A 15,245-nucleotide genomic window follows, 5' to 3' on the forward strand; every position below is an offset into this window, starting at 1 on the left:
CGGATATGAATAAAGAGATTTTGCTGGTCGTTGACGCAGTATCCAACGAGAAAGCTGTACCCCGCGAGAAGATCTTCCAGGCTCTGGAGACTGCGCTGGCGACTGCGACCAAGAAGAAATATGAAGGCGAGATTGAAGTGCGCGTTGAAATCGATCGCAAGACCGGTGACTACGACACCTATCGCCGTTGGGTGGTGATTGCGGATCAAGCCGCAATGGAGAACCCTTACGCCGAGATCACTCTGGAAGCAGCCCAAATCGAGCAGCCGGAGATCCAGATCGGTGAGTACGTTGAAGACCAGATCGATTCTGTCACCTTCGACCGTATTACTACCCAGACTGCCAAGCAGGTTATCGTGCAGAAAGTGCGCGAAGCCGAGCGTTCACAAGTCGTTGACCAGTTCAAGGACAAAGAAGGCACCATCATCAGCGGTGTGGTCAAGAAGAGCAACCGCGACAACGTGATCCTGGATCTGGGCAGCAATGCCGAGGCCGTGATCTTCCGCGACGACATGCTGCCGCGTGAAACCTTCCGTCCGGGTGACCGCGTGCGCGGCCTGCTGTATGCAGTACGTCCGGAAGCGCGTGGTTCCCAGCTGTTCGTCAGCCGCTCCAGCCCTGACTTCCTGAAAGAGCTGTTCCGCATCGAAGTACCGGAAATCGGTGAAGAGATGATCGAAATCATGGGCGCGGCCCGTGATCCGGGTTCCCGCGCCAAGATCGCGGTGAAGACCAACGATCGTCGTATCGACCCGATCGGTGCCTGTATCGGTATGCGTGGCGCCCGTGTGCAAGCTGTCTCCGCCGAGTTGAGCGGTGAGCGCGCTGACATCGTGCTGTACGATGACAACCCCGCCCAGTATGTGATCAATGCCATGGCGCCTGCCGATGTGGCTTCCATCATCGTTGATGAAGACAACCACACCATGGACATCGCCGTGGAAGCCGCCAACCTGGCTCAGGCCATCGGCCGCAACGGTCAGAACGTGCGTCTGGCCTCCCAGCTGACCGGTTGGGAGCTGAACGTGATGACCGTCGAGGACATGCGTGCCAAGCACCAGGCTGAAAACGACCGCATCATGAACCTGTTCACCAGCACTCTGGACATCGACGACGATTTCGCCGGCCTGCTGATGGAAGAGGGCTTCTCCACTCTGGAAGAGATCGCCTTCGTTCCGGTCAATGAACTGCTGGCTATCGACGGTCTGGATGAAGACATGGTCGAAGAGCTGCGCAAGCGTGCCAAAGATGCACTGACCACCAAGGCGCTGGCCAAAGAGGAGTCCTTCGATGGCGTCGAGCCGTCTGAAGACCTGCTCAATCTGAACGGTCTGAGTCGCGAACTGGCTTACGCCATGGCCGGTCGTGGTGTTGGTACCCTGGAAGATTTGGCTGAGCAAGGCATTGATGACCTTGCTGGTATTGAAGGGCTGACTGCCGAGAAGGCTGGTGAGCTCATTATGGCTGCTCGCAATATCTGTTGGTTCGGAGAAGAGCAGTCTTAAGTAAGATCAAACGGAGGAAAATGAATGGCAGAAGTATCAGTCAAACAACTTGCCACTGACATCGACACACCGGTTGATCGTCTTCTCCAGCAATTTGTCGATGCCGGTATCAGCAAGAGCAAGGCCGACGACATGGTTAGCGAGTCTGAAAAGCAGACTCTGCTGGCACACTTGAAGAAACAGCATGGTGGTGACGAGGTTGCCGCTCCTGCTCGCATGACTTTGCAGCGCAAGACCAAAAGCACCATCAGTGTGCAGGGTACTGGCGGCAAGAACAAAGAAGTGCAGGTAGAAGTACGCAAATCTCGCACCTATGTAAGACGTTCGGCGCTGGAAGAAGAACAGCGTCAGGCGGAAGCCGAGGAAACAGCGCGTTTGGAAGCAGAAGCAAAAGCTCGTCGCGAGGCCGAAGACAAGGCCCGTCTCGAAGCGGAAGAGAAGGCTCGCCGTGAGGCTGAGCAGGCTCGTCGTGAAGCTGAGGAAAAGGCGCGAATCGAGGCACAACAAAAGGCTCGACAGGCTCAACAGCCCGCCAAAGCAGCCAGTAGCACAGCTCAGCAAGAGGCAGAAAAGATGGCCAAGCGCGAAGCAGAAGAACTGAAGCGCCAACAGGAACAGACAGCTTTGCAAAAAGCTGAAGAGCTCGCCGCCAAGAAAGCCGAAGAGGCTCGTGTCATGGCAGAGCAGAATGCAGCCCGCTGGGCTGAAGAAGAAGCCGCTCGCGCCAAAGAGAGCAGCGACTACCATGTGACCACTTCCAAGCACGCCCAGGCTGCTGAAGATGAGCTGGATCGCAAGGAAGAGAGCAGCCGTCGTACTGCCGCTGCCGCCAAAGGTCCGAAGAAAGTAGGCCGTCGCGACGATGATCGCAACGACCGCAACTCCCGTGATCCGCGCGCTCGCAAGGGCAAGCGTGGCAAGGTTGCTACCCCGAACGCCATGAAGCACGGCTTTAACAAGCCGGCAGCTGCCGTCAACCGTGACGTCATCATCGGCGAGACCATCACCGTGGCCGAGCTGGCCAACAAGATGGCCGTCAAGGGTGTTGAAGTCATCAAGGCGATGATGAAGATGGGCGCCATGGCCACCATCAACCAGGTGATCGACCAGGAGACCGCTCAGCTGGTCGCCGAGGAGATGGGTCACAAGGTTGTGCTGCGTCGCGAGAACGAGCTGGAAGAGGCGGTACTGTCCGATCGTGACGAGACCTCCGAAGCCAAGCCGCGCGCGCCGGTTGTGACCATCATGGGTCACGTTGACCACGGCAAGACCTCGCTGCTGGACTACATCCGTAAGGCCAAGGTTGCTGCTGGCGAAGCCGGTGGTATTACCCAGCACATCGGTGCTTACCACGTTCAGACCGACAGCGGCATGATCACCTTCCTGGATACTCCGGGTCACGCGGCGTTTACCTCCATGCGTGCTCGTGGTGCCAAGGCGACCGACATCGTTGTTCTGGTTGTTGCAGCTGACGACGGCGTGATGCCGCAGACCATCGAAGCTATCCAGCACGCCAAGGCTGCCGGTGTGCCGCTGGTTGTTGCGGTCAACAAGATCGACAAGCCGGAAGCAGATCCGGACCGCGTCAAGACCGAGCTGGCTCGTTACAACGTCATGTCCGAAGATTGGGGTGGAGACTGCCAGTTCGTGCACGTTTCTGCCAAATCCGGCCAGGGCATCGACGACCTGCTGGAAGCCATTCTGATCCAGGCCGAAGTGCTGGAGCTGAAAGCCGTAGTCGACGGCATGGCCAACGGTGTGGTCATCGAATCCTTCCTCGACAAGGGCCGTGGTCCGGTTGCGACCGTGCTGGTTCAGGAAGGTACTCTGCGTCAGGGCGACATCGTTCTGTGTGGTCTCGAATACGGTCGTGTCCGTGCCATGCGTGACGAACTGGGCCGCGAAATCAAGGAAGCGGGTCCGTCCCTGCCGGTGGAAATCCTGGGTCTGTCCGGTGTTCCATCTGCCGGTGACGAAGCGACTGTAGTTCGTGACGAGAAGAAAGCCCGTGAAGTAGCGCTCTACCGTCAGGGCAAGTTCCGCGAAGTCAAACTGGCTCGCCAGCAGAAGGCCAAGCTGGAGAACATGTTCTCCAACATGACCGAAGGCGAAGTATCCGAAGTGAACGTGGTGATCAAGGCCGACGTACAGGGTTCTGTGGAAGCGATCTGCGATGCGCTGGTCAAGCTCTCCACCGACGAAGTGAAGGTGAAGATCGTGGGTTCCGGCGTAGGTGGTATCACCGAAACCGACGCGACTCTGGCTGCTGCCTCCAGCGCCATCCTGGTTGGCTTCAACGTCCGTGCCGATGCTTCTGCTCGCAAGGTTATCGAAGCCGAGAGCTTGGATCTGCGTTACTACTCCGTCATCTATGACCTGATCGACGAAGTGAAGCAGGCCATGAGCGGCAAGCTGGCTCCCGAGTATCGTCAGGAGATCATCGGTCTGGCCGAAGTGCGCAGCGTCTTCAAATCACCGAAGTTTGGCGCAGTTGCCGGCTGTATGGTTACCGAAGGTGTGGTCAAGCGCTCCAACCGTATTCGCGTTCTGCGCGACAACGTGGTTATCTATGAAGGCGAGCTGGAATCCCTGCGTCGCTTCAAGGATGACGTCAACGAAGTCAAGAACGGCTACGAGTGTGGTATCGCGGTCAAGAACTACAACGACGTACGCGAAGGCGACCAGATCGAAGTTTACGAGACCGTTGAAATCCAACGGACTCTGTAAGCCGAGAGTCAGACAAAATAGGGGGCCATGGCCCCCTTTTATCGCAGGATAGAATATGGCCAGAGAATTCAGCCGGACCCGTCGGGTCGGACAGCAGATCCAGCGTGAAATCGCGCTGATCCTGCAGCGCGAGGTGAAAGACCCGCGCATCGGCATGGTGACCGTTTCCGATGTGGAAGTGTCCCGTGACCTTAACTACGCCAAGATTTATGTCACCTTCTTGCAGCTGGAAAATGATGCCGAGCGCATCAATGAAGGGCTCAAGGCGTTGACCGAAGCGGCTGGTTACATCCGTAGCCTGCTGGGCAGTGCCATGCGTCTGCGCGTGGTGCCCGAGCTGCGCTTTTTCTATGATCAGACGCTGGTTGAGGGGATGCGTCTCTCCAACCTGGTGACCAATACCATCCGTGAAGACAAGCGCCGCATGGCGGAGTCGGGTCGTGACGAAGAGTCCGATGTGGCTGCGGATGATAACGCTGAGGATAAAGGCTGAGATGACTCGAAGACGTCGTTTCAAGGGCCGTGATGTTCACGGCATTCTGCTGCTGGACAAACCGACCGGCCTGACCTCCAACGATGTGTTGCAGAAGGTCAAGCGTATCTATAACGCCGCCAAGGCCGGTCATACCGGTGCGCTGGATCCGCTGGCGACCGGCATGCTGCCGATCTGCCTCGGCGAGGCCACCAAGTTTTCCCAGTATCTGCTGGATGCCGACAAGCGTTACGAAGTGACGGCCAAACTGGGTGAGCGCACCAACACCAGCGATTCCGATGGTGAAGTGGTTGCGACCCGTCCGGTCAATGTGGCTGTGGGGACCCTGATCGAGGCGCTGGACCAGTTCCGCGGCCCGATCATGCAGGTACCCTCCATGTACTCCGCGCTCAAGCACAACGGCCGTCCGCTCTACGAGTATGCCCGCGAGGGGATCGAGATTGAGCGGGAAGCCCGTCCCATCACCATTTTCGAGCTGAAACTGATCAGCTTCGAAGGGGACGAGGTGAAGCTGGAAGTGCACTGCAGCAAGGGCACCTACATTCGCTCTCTGGTCGATGATCTGGGCGAGGTACTGGGCTGTGGCGCTCACGTCACCCAGCTGCGCCGCACCCAGGTTGCCAGCTATCCCTATGAGCGGATGCTGACCCTGGAGCAGCTCGAGTGCATCTTCGAACAGGCCAAGAACGAGACCATTCCGCCGCGCGAAGTGCTCGATCCGCTGCTGCTGCCGATGGATACTGCCGTGGCATCCCTGCCCGAGGTGAACATGCTGGCGGTAGTCGCTGCCTATGTGAATCAGGGGCAGGCGGTGCAGGTACCGGGGGCTCCGGCCAGCGGTCAGGTTCGCATGACAGTCGGCCCGGAGCGCGAGTTCATCGGTGTCGGTGAGATTGATGATGATGGCCGTGTCGCGCCCAAGCGACTGGTGCGTTATCACGACGAGGAGTGATCCTCTGGCGGTATAGGGCATCTCTTTCCCGTTTCGCCTCTTTATCATTGCGAAAAGGGGCGGGGACGATTATTATACCGCCCTCATTTCACGGCTGAATTAGAGATTGGCTGTGAACCTTTAAACACTCTACTGGAGTATTACCATGTCTCTAAATGCTGAGATCAAAGCTCAAATCGTTGCTGACAACGCTCGTTGCGCCAACGACACTGGCTCCCCCGAAGTGCAAGTTGCCCTGCTGACTGCCCAGATCAACCATCTGCAAGGTCACTTCAAGGAGCACTCCAAGGATCACCACGGTCGTCGCGGTCTGCTGCGCATGGTTTCCCAGCGTCGTAAGCTGCTGGACTACCTGAAGCGTAAAGATTCCGAGCGTTATGCTGCTCTGATCGCCAAGCTGGGTCTGCGTCGTTAATCGACCATCAGATTTCGCGAAAAAGGGGAACCTCCGGGTTCCCCTTTTTTATTGCTCTTCGCAGGTTGTCGCCGCCCTCACAGAATTCGTGTCGCCGCTTACCTTTTGCATCGAATCAAGTATACTTGTGCGCGAATTTAAAGAGCCAAATTGTAAAAAGGAAATTCACGTGAATCCTATTGTAAAGTCATTCCAGTACGGTCAACACACCGTCACACTGGAAACCGGTGTGATGGCCCGTCAAGCCACTGCGGCCGTTATGGTCAGCATGGACGATACCTGCGTATTTGTGACCGTTGTCGGCAAGAAAGAGGCTGATCACGGCCGCGATTTCTTCCCGCTGACCGTTAACTATCAGGAGCGTACCTATGCTGCTGGTCGTATCCCGGGTGGTTTCTTCCGTCGTGAAGGTCGTCCGAGCGAAGGTGAGACCCTCATCTCCCGCCTGATCGACCGTCCTATTCGTCCGCTGTTCCCGGAAGGCTTCTTCAATGAGGTTCAGGTCGTTGCGACCGTAATGTCCGTGAATCCGGCTGTCTCCCCCGATATCGTTGCCATGATCGGTGCCTCTGCAGCGCTGGCTATCTCCGGTATCCCGTTCGGCGGCCCGATCGGTGCAGCTCGCGTGGGCTACATGAACGGTCAGTACGTACTGAACCCGACCACCACCGAACTGCCGCAGAGCGATCTGGATCTGGTTGTTGCCGGTACTGCCAACGCCGTGCTGATGGTTGAATCCGAAGCGGCCATCCTCTCTGAAGAGGTAATGCTGGGTGCCGTTGTATACGGTCACGAGCAGATGCAGACCGTGATTTCCGCCATCAACGAGTTTGCTGCCTCTGTCGGCACCAAGCCGTGGGATTGGGCTGCTCCTGCCGTCAACGAAGAGCTGAAAGCCAAGGTTGCCGAGCTGGCGACTGCCGAGCTGGGTGAAGCCTACCGCATCACCGAGAAGGCTGTTCGCTACGAAACCATCGCTGCCATCAAAGGTCGCGTGGTTGAGCAGGTGATCGCTTCCGGTGTGGAAGAAGATGCCAAGAAGATCGGCGAAGAGTTCCACAGCCTGGAAAGCCGCATCGTTCGTGGTCGTGTCGTACGTGGCGAGCCGCGTATCGATGGTCGCGATCCCGAAATGATCCGCGCCCTGTCCGTTGCTACCGGCGTTCTGCCGCGTGCTCACGGTTCTGCCCTGTTCACCCGTGGTGAAACTCAGGCCATGGTCGTTGCGACCCTAGGTACCGAGCGTGACGCCCAGAACATCGATGAGCTGACCGGCAACCGCGCCGATCGCTTCATGCTGCACTACAACTTCCCGCCATACTGTGTCGGTGAGACCGGCATGATGGGTAGCCCGAAGCGTCGTGAAATCGGTCACGGCCGTCTGGCCAAGCGCGGTGTTGCGGCTGTGATGCCGAGCGCAGACGAGTTCCCGTACGTGGTTCGTGTGGTTTCTGAAATCACCGAATCCAACGGTTCCTCCTCCATGGCCTCCGTGTGTGGCTCCTCTCTGGCGCTGATGGACGCGGGTGTGCCGATCAAGGCCTCCGTTGCCGGTATCGCCATGGGTCTGGTGAAGGAAGAAGAAGGTTTCGTCGTGCTGTCCGACATCCTGGGTGACGAAGATCACCTGGGCGACATGGACTTCAAGGTTGCCGGTACCACCGAAGGTGTGACCGCACTGCAGATGGACATTAAGATCGAAGGCATCACCAAAGAGATCATGGAGATTGCCCTGAAGCAAGCTCGTGGTGCTCGCTTGCACATCCTGAAAGTGATGGACGAAGCCATCCAGGCGCCGCGTGCCGAGATCTCCGATTTCGCTCCGCGCATCCACACCATCAAGATCAATCCGGAGAAGATCAAGGACGTCATCGGTAAAGGTGGCTCCGTGATCCGTGCTCTGACCGAAGAGACCGGCACCAACATTGAGCTGGATGATGACGGTACTGTCCGCATCGCCGCCGTTGACGGTGACGCTGCCAAAGAAGCGATCCGCCGTATCGAGGCCATCACCGCCGAGATCGAAGTGAACCGCATCTACGAAGGCAAGGTTGTTCGTCTGGCTGACTTCGGTGCTTTCGTCAACATCCTGCCGGGCAAGGATGGTCTGGTTCATATCTCCCAGATCACCGACGCTCGCGTGCAGAACGTAGCCGACTACCTGAAGATCGGTGACGTGGTGAAGGTGAAGGTACTGGAAGTGGACCGTCAGGGCCGCGTACGTCTCTCCATCAAGGAAGCGAACGCCCCGACCGAAGCTGCTCCGGCTGCCGATGCCCCGGTCGCTGCTGAAGCACCTGCTGCAGAGTAATCTGCTTGCCTGAAACCGGACTGATTTCCGGTTGCAGTAAAAAGTCCGGCTCCCCTTGGGGAGCCGGACTTTTTTATGGGTAATGGCGGAAATCCTAGTCAAAGGAGTTATCTGCCGAGGATGGCGTGATGCATCTCCTGCAAAGGAAGTACATGGCGGGCAGCCGAGAGTTTGATCGCCTCCTTGGGCATGCCGAAGACCACACAGGAAGCTTCATCCTGGGCATAGGTGTTGGCTCCCGCTTCCAGCATTTCGCGTAATCCCCGGGCTCCATCATCCCCCATGCCGGTCATGATGATGCCGGTGGCGTTCTTGCCGGCATATTTGGCCACGGAGCGGAACAACACATCTACCGAGGGGCGATGACGGTTGATAAGAGGGCCATCAACCACTTCGACGTGGTAATAAGCTCCGCTGCGCTTGAGCATCATGTGTTTGCCGCCCGGCGCGATCAGCGCCAGTCCCGGGATCACTCGATCATTGTTCTTGGCTTCTCTTACCTCTATCTGACACACCCCGTTGAGACGCTCGGCAAACATGGCGGTAAATTTTTCCGGCATGTGCTGCACGATCACGATGCCGGGACTGACCCGGGGGAGGGCGGTCAGGACAGCCTCAAGCGCCTGGGTGCCCCCCGTGGAGGTACCGATGGCGATGAGCCGCTCGGTGGTTTGTGCCATGGCGTGCTGGTTGGGGGACAACATGACATCGGCATTGAGTTTGGGATTGGTCGTGCGGGGTGCCGGTTTGCCGAGCCGCTTGATATTGGCTTGTGCAGCGGCTCGTACCGCCATAGCCAGATCATGGGCTGACTCCTGCAGGAAGCTCTTTATTCCCATGGTTGGTTTGGTGATGATATCGACCGCTCCGGCCGCCATTGCCTGCAGGGTGGTTTCAGCTCCTTTTTCGGTCAGAGAGGAGCAGATAACTACTGGGGTTGGGTGCTCTGCCATGATCTTGGTGAGAAAGGTGATGCCATCCATTCGTGGCATCTCCACATCGAGTATGATGACATCGGGCCACTCTTTCTTCAGCTTGTCCTGGGCAAAAATCGGGTCTGAGGCTGTTGCGATAACCTTGATATCTGGCTCCTGCTCCAACACAGCTTGCAAGACCTGTCTGACCACGGCGGAATCATCCACCAGCATGACCCGGATCTGTTTCATTCTCGCGACTCCCGTTGATGTGGCAGACGATGATGGCGCAGCCAGACACTACCGCTATTGAGCTCGAAAATCAGACTCCGGTGGCCATAGTGGCCAAGATGATGAGCCTTGATATCAAGTCCCAGGTGTTTGGTCAGCTGCCAGGCTGCCTGAATATTTCTGGTGGCGACATTGTTGTCGCTCTGGATGTACTCTGGTGCGTCAAACATGTTGCCCCCTCCAAACAACTTCACCTCGTACTCATGAATGGGGGCGGGATACTGGGCAATCGCCTTTAGCAGCAGGGTGATGGCCTCATCGGCATAGCGCCCATCCAGCTCTGTGGTGGGTGTTCCCCGGGTTGGCAACATGTAATGGCACATACCGCCCTGTTTCTGCTCCGGATGCCACAAGGTGATGGCCACGCAGGAGCCAAGGAAGGTTTTTATGTGCACATCTTCCTTGCCAAAGAAGATCTCCCCCGGTTGCAGGATCACCTCCCGTGCCATACTGGTTATCTCTTCTGGTAGATGGAGGGAGAGACAAGCTGCAAACCATGCGGCAAGCCGTGCAGGCTTTCTGCATGGCTGACCAGCAGATAGCCGCCATGTTTCAGCTTGGGCACCAACCGTTGCAATACTTGTGCTTTGGTCTCCTTGTTGAAGTAGATCATGACATTACGGATGAAGATGACGTCAAACATGCCAATGTCCGGCAGTTCCTGATTGAGGTTGATCTGCATGAAACGGACTTTTTCCCGTAGCTTGCGATCGATGATGAACGTGCCCTCCTGCAGACCGATGCCCTTGAGGCAGTACTTCATCAAAAAAGAGAGCGGTATGTTATGGGCTCGTTCTATTGGATAGCGCCCGCTCATCGCCTGCTCAAGCACCCGTGATGAGATATCCGAGGCCAGGATCTCCCAGCCGAGCGTGTTTCGCTTCTCTGCCAGGGTCATGGCAAGGCTGTATGGCTCTTCACCAGAGGAGCTGGCAGCACTCCAAACCCTCAATGAGCGATCTGCAGGGACGTGGGTGAGAACCTGCTGGGTCAGAAACTCAAAATGCTTGGGTTCTCTGAAGAAGTAGGTTTCATTAGTCGTGAGCAGATCGAGAGCCAGCTGCAGTTCGCCACTCCTGTCGGCCATGATGAACTGAAAATAATCGTCATAACTTTCCAGCCCGTAGTGACATACCCGCTTTGCCAGCCGACTGGCGACCAGCGCTTTTTTGGCAGGGGACATATCAATCCCCGCCGTCTGATGCAGCCAGCGTTGGAAACGGGAGAATTCGTCATCATGTAACTGGATTTGGTACAAGTGCCTATGCCTCCACCAGAGATATTCAGAAGAGAGGCAATGCCTCTCTTCTCATGGTTAAAACCGGACGAAATCAGAATCATTGAGTGGACGCGATTGGCCGGCTAATCGATCCTGGTTTTTGTTATTCCCCTCGGTAACGAAATGCCCTTTGGTATGGTGATGCGCAGACTTGCCGTTGGCTTTGTTCTCTTTGTGTGGTTCCTCCAGAGTGAAGAACTCCATAGCGAGTTGTAGTTGTTCTGCCTGAGTGCTCATCTCCTCCGCCGTTGCCGCCAGCTCTTCGCTGCAGGATGCATTTTGCTGGGTAACCTGGCTGAGCTGGTTCATGGCGAGGTTGATCTGGCTGACGCCGGTTGATTGCTCAGTGGATGCAGCACTAATCTCCTGAACAAGATCCGATGTTTTGTTGATAGAGGGCACCATTTGATCCAGAAGATGCCCAGCTTTCTCTGCCATATCTACGCTGCTGGACGCGAGCTCACCAATCTCTTGTGCCGCGATCTGGCTGCGCTCGGCCAGCTTGCGAACTTCAGCAGCAACTACGGCAAAGCCCTTGCCATGATCGCCTGCCCGGGCGGCCTCGATTGCCGCATTGAGTGCCAGCAAGTTGGTTTGATAGGCGATGTCGTCGATGATGCCAATCCGTTTGGCTATCTGCTTCATTGCATCAACGGTAAGTTTGACAGCCTCGCCACCCTCTATCGCCTCTTTCGCGGCCTTGCTGGCCATGCCATCGGTGACTTGGGCGTTGTCGGTGTTCTGGTTGATGCTGGCACTCATCTGCTCTATTGATGCGCTGGTCTCCTCCATGCTGGCTGCTTGTTCACTACTCGACTGGCTGATGGATTGAGCTGTTGCACTAACCTGTTCGGCTGCGCTGGATAAGTTATCCGAGGCACTTCTCACCTCTGTCACAATATTGGTCAGGGAGGCAATGGTTTGGTTGAGAGCATCCTTGGTGGTACCGAATATGCCGGGGTAATCGGCTTCAATGTGCTGGGTCAGGTCTCCTTTAGCCAAAGACTGAACTATCCGGATTACATCGCTTAGCGTGCTGTCGATCACTTCGGCAATCTGATTGATCCCTTCCCCCATAGTTTGGAAAAATCCGCTCTTTCCGGCCAGATCCATGCGGTGGTGCAGTTCGCCGTTGATGACAGCTTGCACGAGATCAGACATCTCTCTCTCGATGGTCACCTCCTTGGTTCTGTCTGCCCATTCGACAACGGCACCAAGCCGTTCGCCATTGTCATTGAAGACCGGATTGGCAATCAGGGCGAAGGTGCGTCCACCGAGCTTAATTTGGGTACGATAGGTGCTGCTCAATTTGGCCAGCATGGCGCGCTGGTGACCGGGATGCTTGTGAAAGCTGTCGATGTTTGCCCCCATCAGCTGATTGGCATTGAAGCTGTATAGCTCTTTTTTGATATCAGATTCAGCTGTATTGAGCATTTCGGTCACGGCTTCGTTCATGTAGATAATGTCGAAATTGGTATCGGCGATCATCACATTGGTTGTGGCGCAATCGAGTGCTTTGCGAACCAGCCGATTTTCATGGAGGAGCCTCTGGTTGTTATGAAGCTCTTCTCTGTAGCTCTCCAGCTTGTCATTCATCAGAGTGACAAGTTCATTGATGCTGTGGCCAGTCTCTAGTTGTGAACCATCGAATCCGGAGAGATCGATCGGTTGGAGTGACGCATCATCGATTAGTGCTTGCTGGAGCCTTTTGATAGATGCCAGTAGTTGGGCATGCTTGAGCGTTTCTGCTGCACTGTCGCCGAAGAGTTTGCCAAAGAGTGATTGAGTCATGAGCGTGTCCTTTTGCTGCATGTCATGGTTTAGATACCGGTTCAGGAAAGTTGCAGGTTACTCTGCGGTAAACGAGCCTGCGGCTGGGTTATTTCGTTGAGCTGGGCCATCTCTTCCAGTGACAGGACTTTTTCGGTGTCGATCAGAATGACGAACTTGCCATTGACCTTGCCCATTCCGCTGATGAAGTCAGCTCTGATTTTTGCGCCAAAACTGGGGGGCGGTTCGATGTCGGATGGGGGGATGCCTAGTACTTCAGATACTGAATCGACTACAACACCGATGTCATGACCAGCCGGCTCATCGCCTTGCTGCGGCATGCCTTCAATGATGACTATGCAACTTCTGCGCGTAATGTTTGAGGGAGCGCAGCCAAAACGGGCACTCAGATCCACGACAGATACCACAGATCCCCTCAGATTGATCACCCCGCGTATAAAGCTTGGCATCATGGGAATGGGAGTAATGTTGCCGTATTCGATGATCTCTTTGACGCCCAAAATATTGATGGCAAACATCTCGTTGTTAATCAGAAATGTCAGGTACTGGGCGTCGCCTGATTGTTCGTTCAATGTTGCCGGCGGCAGCGTGATATTGGTTGAACTGTTCATGCGGTCCTCCGGTTAAAAGTGAATAAAATCAGCTTCATTCACGGATGAAGATGGGGGCTGATGTGGCGGAATGGCCCGTTGTGGTGGGGCAATAAAGCTTCCTCTGGGAGGAGATGCTTTATGGCTTTTATGGCTCTGCTCATACTGACTGATGTTGGTTTGCGCATTTTTCTCCAACGAGAAAAAGGACATAGTCTGCTGCAGTTCACTTGCCTGCGAGCTCATCTCTTCCGCTGTTGCTGCCAACTCTTCGCTGCTGGCCGCATTTTGCTGTGTTACCTGATTAAGTTGACTCATCGCCAGACTGATTTGGTTGGCTGCACTGGCTTGTTCAGAGGAGGCCGCATTAATTTCCTGAACCAGATCGGATGTTTTGCGGATCGAGGGGACAATTTTCTCAAGCAAACTGCCAGCGCACTCTGCCTTGCTGACGCTGTCGGAAGATAGCTCACCAATCTCCTGTGCAGCGACCTGGCTGCGTTCAGCAAGTTTTCGAACTTCAGCCGCGACCACAGCAAAACCTTTACCATGTTCGCCGGCGCGAGCTGCTTCGATGGCTGCGTTCAGTGCCAGCAGGTTAGTTTGATAGGCAATATCATCGATAATGCTGACTTTCTTGGCTATTTGCTGCATGGCAGCCACTGTTTGCTGAACAGAACGCCCACCTTCGGTTGCCTCTTTTACCGAGTTGCTGGCCATGCTGTCGGTGATTTTGGCATTCTCTGTGTTCTGATTGATGCTGGCACTCATCTGCTCGATGGATGCACTTGTCTCCTCCACGCTGGCTGCTTGTTCACTGGTTGCCTGGCTTAGGGCTTGTGCTGTGTTGCTCACTTGGTTGGATGCATTGGTGAGGTTATCTGCGGCGTTGCGTACCTCTTCAATGATGTGTGTCAGTGCCACAATGGTTTGGTTCAAGCCATCTTTTGTCTGACCAAAAATCCCAGGGTAGGGCTCGTCAATGCGTTGTGTCAGGTCTCCCTTGGAGAGAGAGGTTGCAATGCGCATCACATCCTCAAGGCTGGTATCCGTGACATGAGATAAGCGGTTCAATAGTTCTGATACACGCTTGATATAGCCCTGGCGATCCTCCAGTGAAATTTTATGGCTGAAATCCCCTTGCTCAACGGCGGCGGTAACCAGAGTCTCTATGTCGGTGATCAGTGCTCCCAGCGTTTTGACCATATTGTCCATGGCGAGCAGCAACTGTCCTGCTTCGTCATTTGATTCAACCTTGATAGACACATCCAGGTTGCCTGCAGCCAGACTGTTGGCCACATGCAGTGCTTGTTCAATCGGGGCAATGATGCTTTTGATCAGCATGGCTCCCAACCAGGCAGCGAGGATCATGCCTGCAGCGACAACGCTGACCATGGTGATGAGCATGATGTGGTACCAAGATTGGGCCGCAGTGTATTCCGCTTTGGCTACATCGAGTTGCAGGGTTACCAGCTCGGTTATCTTGTTACCTATGGGGTCTATCGAGTTGTACAGAGCCCCGTCGAAGTTGCTGAGCATGCCAGAGATCGTGCCATGCTGGGTTGCCAGATACTTTTCCAGCTTGCCAATATCTTGGTTGGCTGCATTAAACAGGCTTGTGACTTCGGCAGATAGACGCTGCTCTTCCCTGGTAAGAGTGGTTGATTGATATTGTTGCCATACATCCTTGATCTCTTTTTGCGCTTGCTGAATCTGGGTCAGAGCCTCTTCTGCCGGGATCAGACCTGCATTGGCTTTATTGACGTTGTCGATGATCGAGACGGCGTAGCGATCAGAGATTGTTTTCAGTTGTTTGAGTGGAACCACCCGGTCGTTGTATACCCGTTGCAACCCTGTATTGCTGCTCTGCATATTATATAAGCCAAGGCTGCCAACTCCGAGCAGAAGTGTGCAAAGCAGGCAAAGCAGAACAATGAGGCGTAATTTTATAGTGGAGTTTTTAAACATATGTGACTC

Annotated in this window: 12 protein-coding genes; 6 read left to right on the forward strand and 6 right to left on the reverse strand. The window is 55.4% G+C overall.

Annotated elements, in window-relative coordinates; genetic code table 11:
* Positions 1–5: 5 nt before the first annotated feature.
* The 6 genes from nusA (at position 6) to pnp (ending at position 8,403) form a co-directional block, all read left to right on the forward strand.
* Positions 6–1,505: a transcription termination factor NusA gene (nusA, locus tag AAHA41_RS00930; RefSeq protein ID WP_041207982.1), complete on the forward strand. Its 1,500-nt coding sequence runs from the start codon at positions 6–8 to the stop codon at positions 1,503–1,505.
* A 24-nt stretch (positions 1,506–1,529) separates the two neighbouring features.
* Positions 1,530–4,232 (forward strand): translation initiation factor IF-2, encoded by a 2,703-nt coding sequence (infB, locus tag AAHA41_RS00935; RefSeq protein ID WP_041207983.1) that lies wholly within the window; start codon positions 1,530–1,532, stop codon positions 4,230–4,232.
* A 55-nt stretch (positions 4,233–4,287) separates the two neighbouring features.
* A complete protein-coding gene (gene rbfA, locus AAHA41_RS00940; RefSeq protein WP_041207984.1) occupies positions 4,288–4,725 on the forward strand; it encodes a 30S ribosome-binding factor RbfA in 438 nt (145 codons plus the stop codon).
* Between the two features lies 1 nt (position 4,726).
* Complete coding sequence (truB, locus tag AAHA41_RS00945) at positions 4,727–5,677, forward strand: tRNA pseudouridine(55) synthase TruB (protein ID WP_033114162.1); 951 nt, start codon at positions 4,727–4,729, stop codon at positions 5,675–5,677.
* A gap of 145 nt (positions 5,678–5,822) precedes the next feature.
* Entirely contained in the window at positions 5,823–6,092 is a 270-nt protein-coding gene (gene rpsO / locus AAHA41_RS00950; protein WP_005338797.1) for a 30S ribosomal protein S15, read from the forward strand.
* 169 nt (positions 6,093–6,261) lie between these two features.
* Positions 6,262–8,403, forward strand: coding sequence for a polyribonucleotide nucleotidyltransferase (pnp, locus tag AAHA41_RS00955; protein WP_201930345.1), 2,142 nt, complete (start codon positions 6,262–6,264; stop codon positions 8,401–8,403).
* Positions 8,404–8,510: 107 nt separating this feature from the next.
* Here pnp and AAHA41_RS00960 read toward each other — a convergent pair whose 3' ends face one another.
* The 6 genes from AAHA41_RS00960 to AAHA41_RS00985 are packed head-to-tail and all read right to left on the reverse strand — an operon-like array spanning position 8,511 to position 15,236.
* Positions 8,511–9,569 carry a chemotaxis response regulator protein-glutamate methylesterase gene (locus tag AAHA41_RS00960; RefSeq protein WP_033114164.1) on the reverse strand — a complete coding sequence of 353 codons (1,059 nt, stop codon included), beginning with the start codon at positions 9,567–9,569 and terminating at the stop codon, positions 8,511–8,513.
* Positions 9,566–10,057, reverse strand: a complete 492-nt coding sequence (cheD, locus tag AAHA41_RS00965; RefSeq protein ID WP_323068531.1) for a chemoreceptor glutamine deamidase CheD — start codon at positions 10,055–10,057, stop codon at positions 9,566–9,568. The genes AAHA41_RS00960 and cheD overlap by 4 nt, the downstream gene beginning before the upstream one ends.
* A 5-nt stretch (positions 10,058–10,062) precedes the next feature.
* On the reverse strand, positions 10,063–10,866 hold the full coding sequence (locus AAHA41_RS00970) for a protein-glutamate O-methyltransferase CheR (protein WP_209297967.1): 804 nt from the start codon (positions 10,864–10,866) through the stop codon (positions 10,063–10,065).
* A 57-nt stretch (positions 10,867–10,923) separates the two neighbouring features.
* Positions 10,924–12,678: a methyl-accepting chemotaxis protein gene (locus AAHA41_RS00975; RefSeq protein WP_323068532.1), complete on the reverse strand. Its 1,755-nt coding sequence runs from the start codon at positions 12,676–12,678 to the stop codon at positions 10,924–10,926.
* Between the two features lie 41 nt (positions 12,679–12,719).
* Positions 12,720–13,289: a chemotaxis protein CheW gene (locus tag AAHA41_RS00980; protein WP_042032153.1), complete on the reverse strand. Its 570-nt coding sequence runs from the start codon at positions 13,287–13,289 to the stop codon at positions 12,720–12,722.
* A gap of 12 nt (positions 13,290–13,301) precedes the next feature.
* Positions 13,302–15,236, reverse strand: coding sequence for a methyl-accepting chemotaxis protein (locus AAHA41_RS00985; RefSeq protein ID WP_323068533.1), 1,935 nt, complete (start codon positions 15,234–15,236; stop codon positions 13,302–13,304).
* Between the last annotated feature and the right edge of the window lie 9 nt (positions 15,237–15,245).

The sequence above is a fragment of the Aeromonas sp. SER genome, assembly GCF_038739615.1.
Classification (GTDB): Bacteria; Pseudomonadota; Gammaproteobacteria; order Enterobacterales; family Aeromonadaceae; genus Aeromonas; species Aeromonas jandaei.

Coding starts and splice junctions, on each gene's coding strand:
- nusA (WP_041207982.1), top strand. CDS start 6: ATGAATAAAGAGATTTTGCTGGTCGTTGACGCAGTATCCAACGAGAAA.
- infB (WP_041207983.1), top strand. CDS start 1,530: ATGGCAGAAGTATCAGTCAAACAACTTGCCACTGACATCGACACACCG.
- rbfA (WP_041207984.1), top strand. CDS start 4,288: ATGGCCAGAGAATTCAGCCGGACCCGTCGGGTCGGACAGCAGATCCAG.
- truB (WP_033114162.1), top strand. CDS start 4,727: ATGACTCGAAGACGTCGTTTCAAGGGCCGTGATGTTCACGGCATTCTG.
- rpsO (WP_005338797.1), top strand. CDS start 5,823: ATGTCTCTAAATGCTGAGATCAAAGCTCAAATCGTTGCTGACAACGCT.
- AAHA41_RS00960 (WP_033114164.1), bottom strand. CDS start 9,569: ATGAAACAGATCCGGGTCATGCTGGTGGATGATTCCGCCGTGGTCAGA.
- cheD (WP_323068531.1), bottom strand. CDS start 10,057: ATGGCACGGGAGGTGATCCTGCAACCGGGGGAGATCTTCTTTGGCAAG.
- AAHA41_RS00975 (WP_323068532.1), bottom strand. CDS start 12,678: ATGACTCAATCACTCTTTGGCAAACTCTTCGGCGACAGTGCAGCAGAA.
- AAHA41_RS00980 (WP_042032153.1), bottom strand. CDS start 13,289: ATGAACAGTTCAACCAATATCACGCTGCCGCCGGCAACATTGAACGAA.
- AAHA41_RS00985 (WP_323068533.1), bottom strand. CDS start 15,236: ATGTTTAAAAACTCCACTATAAAATTACGCCTCATTGTTCTGCTTTGC.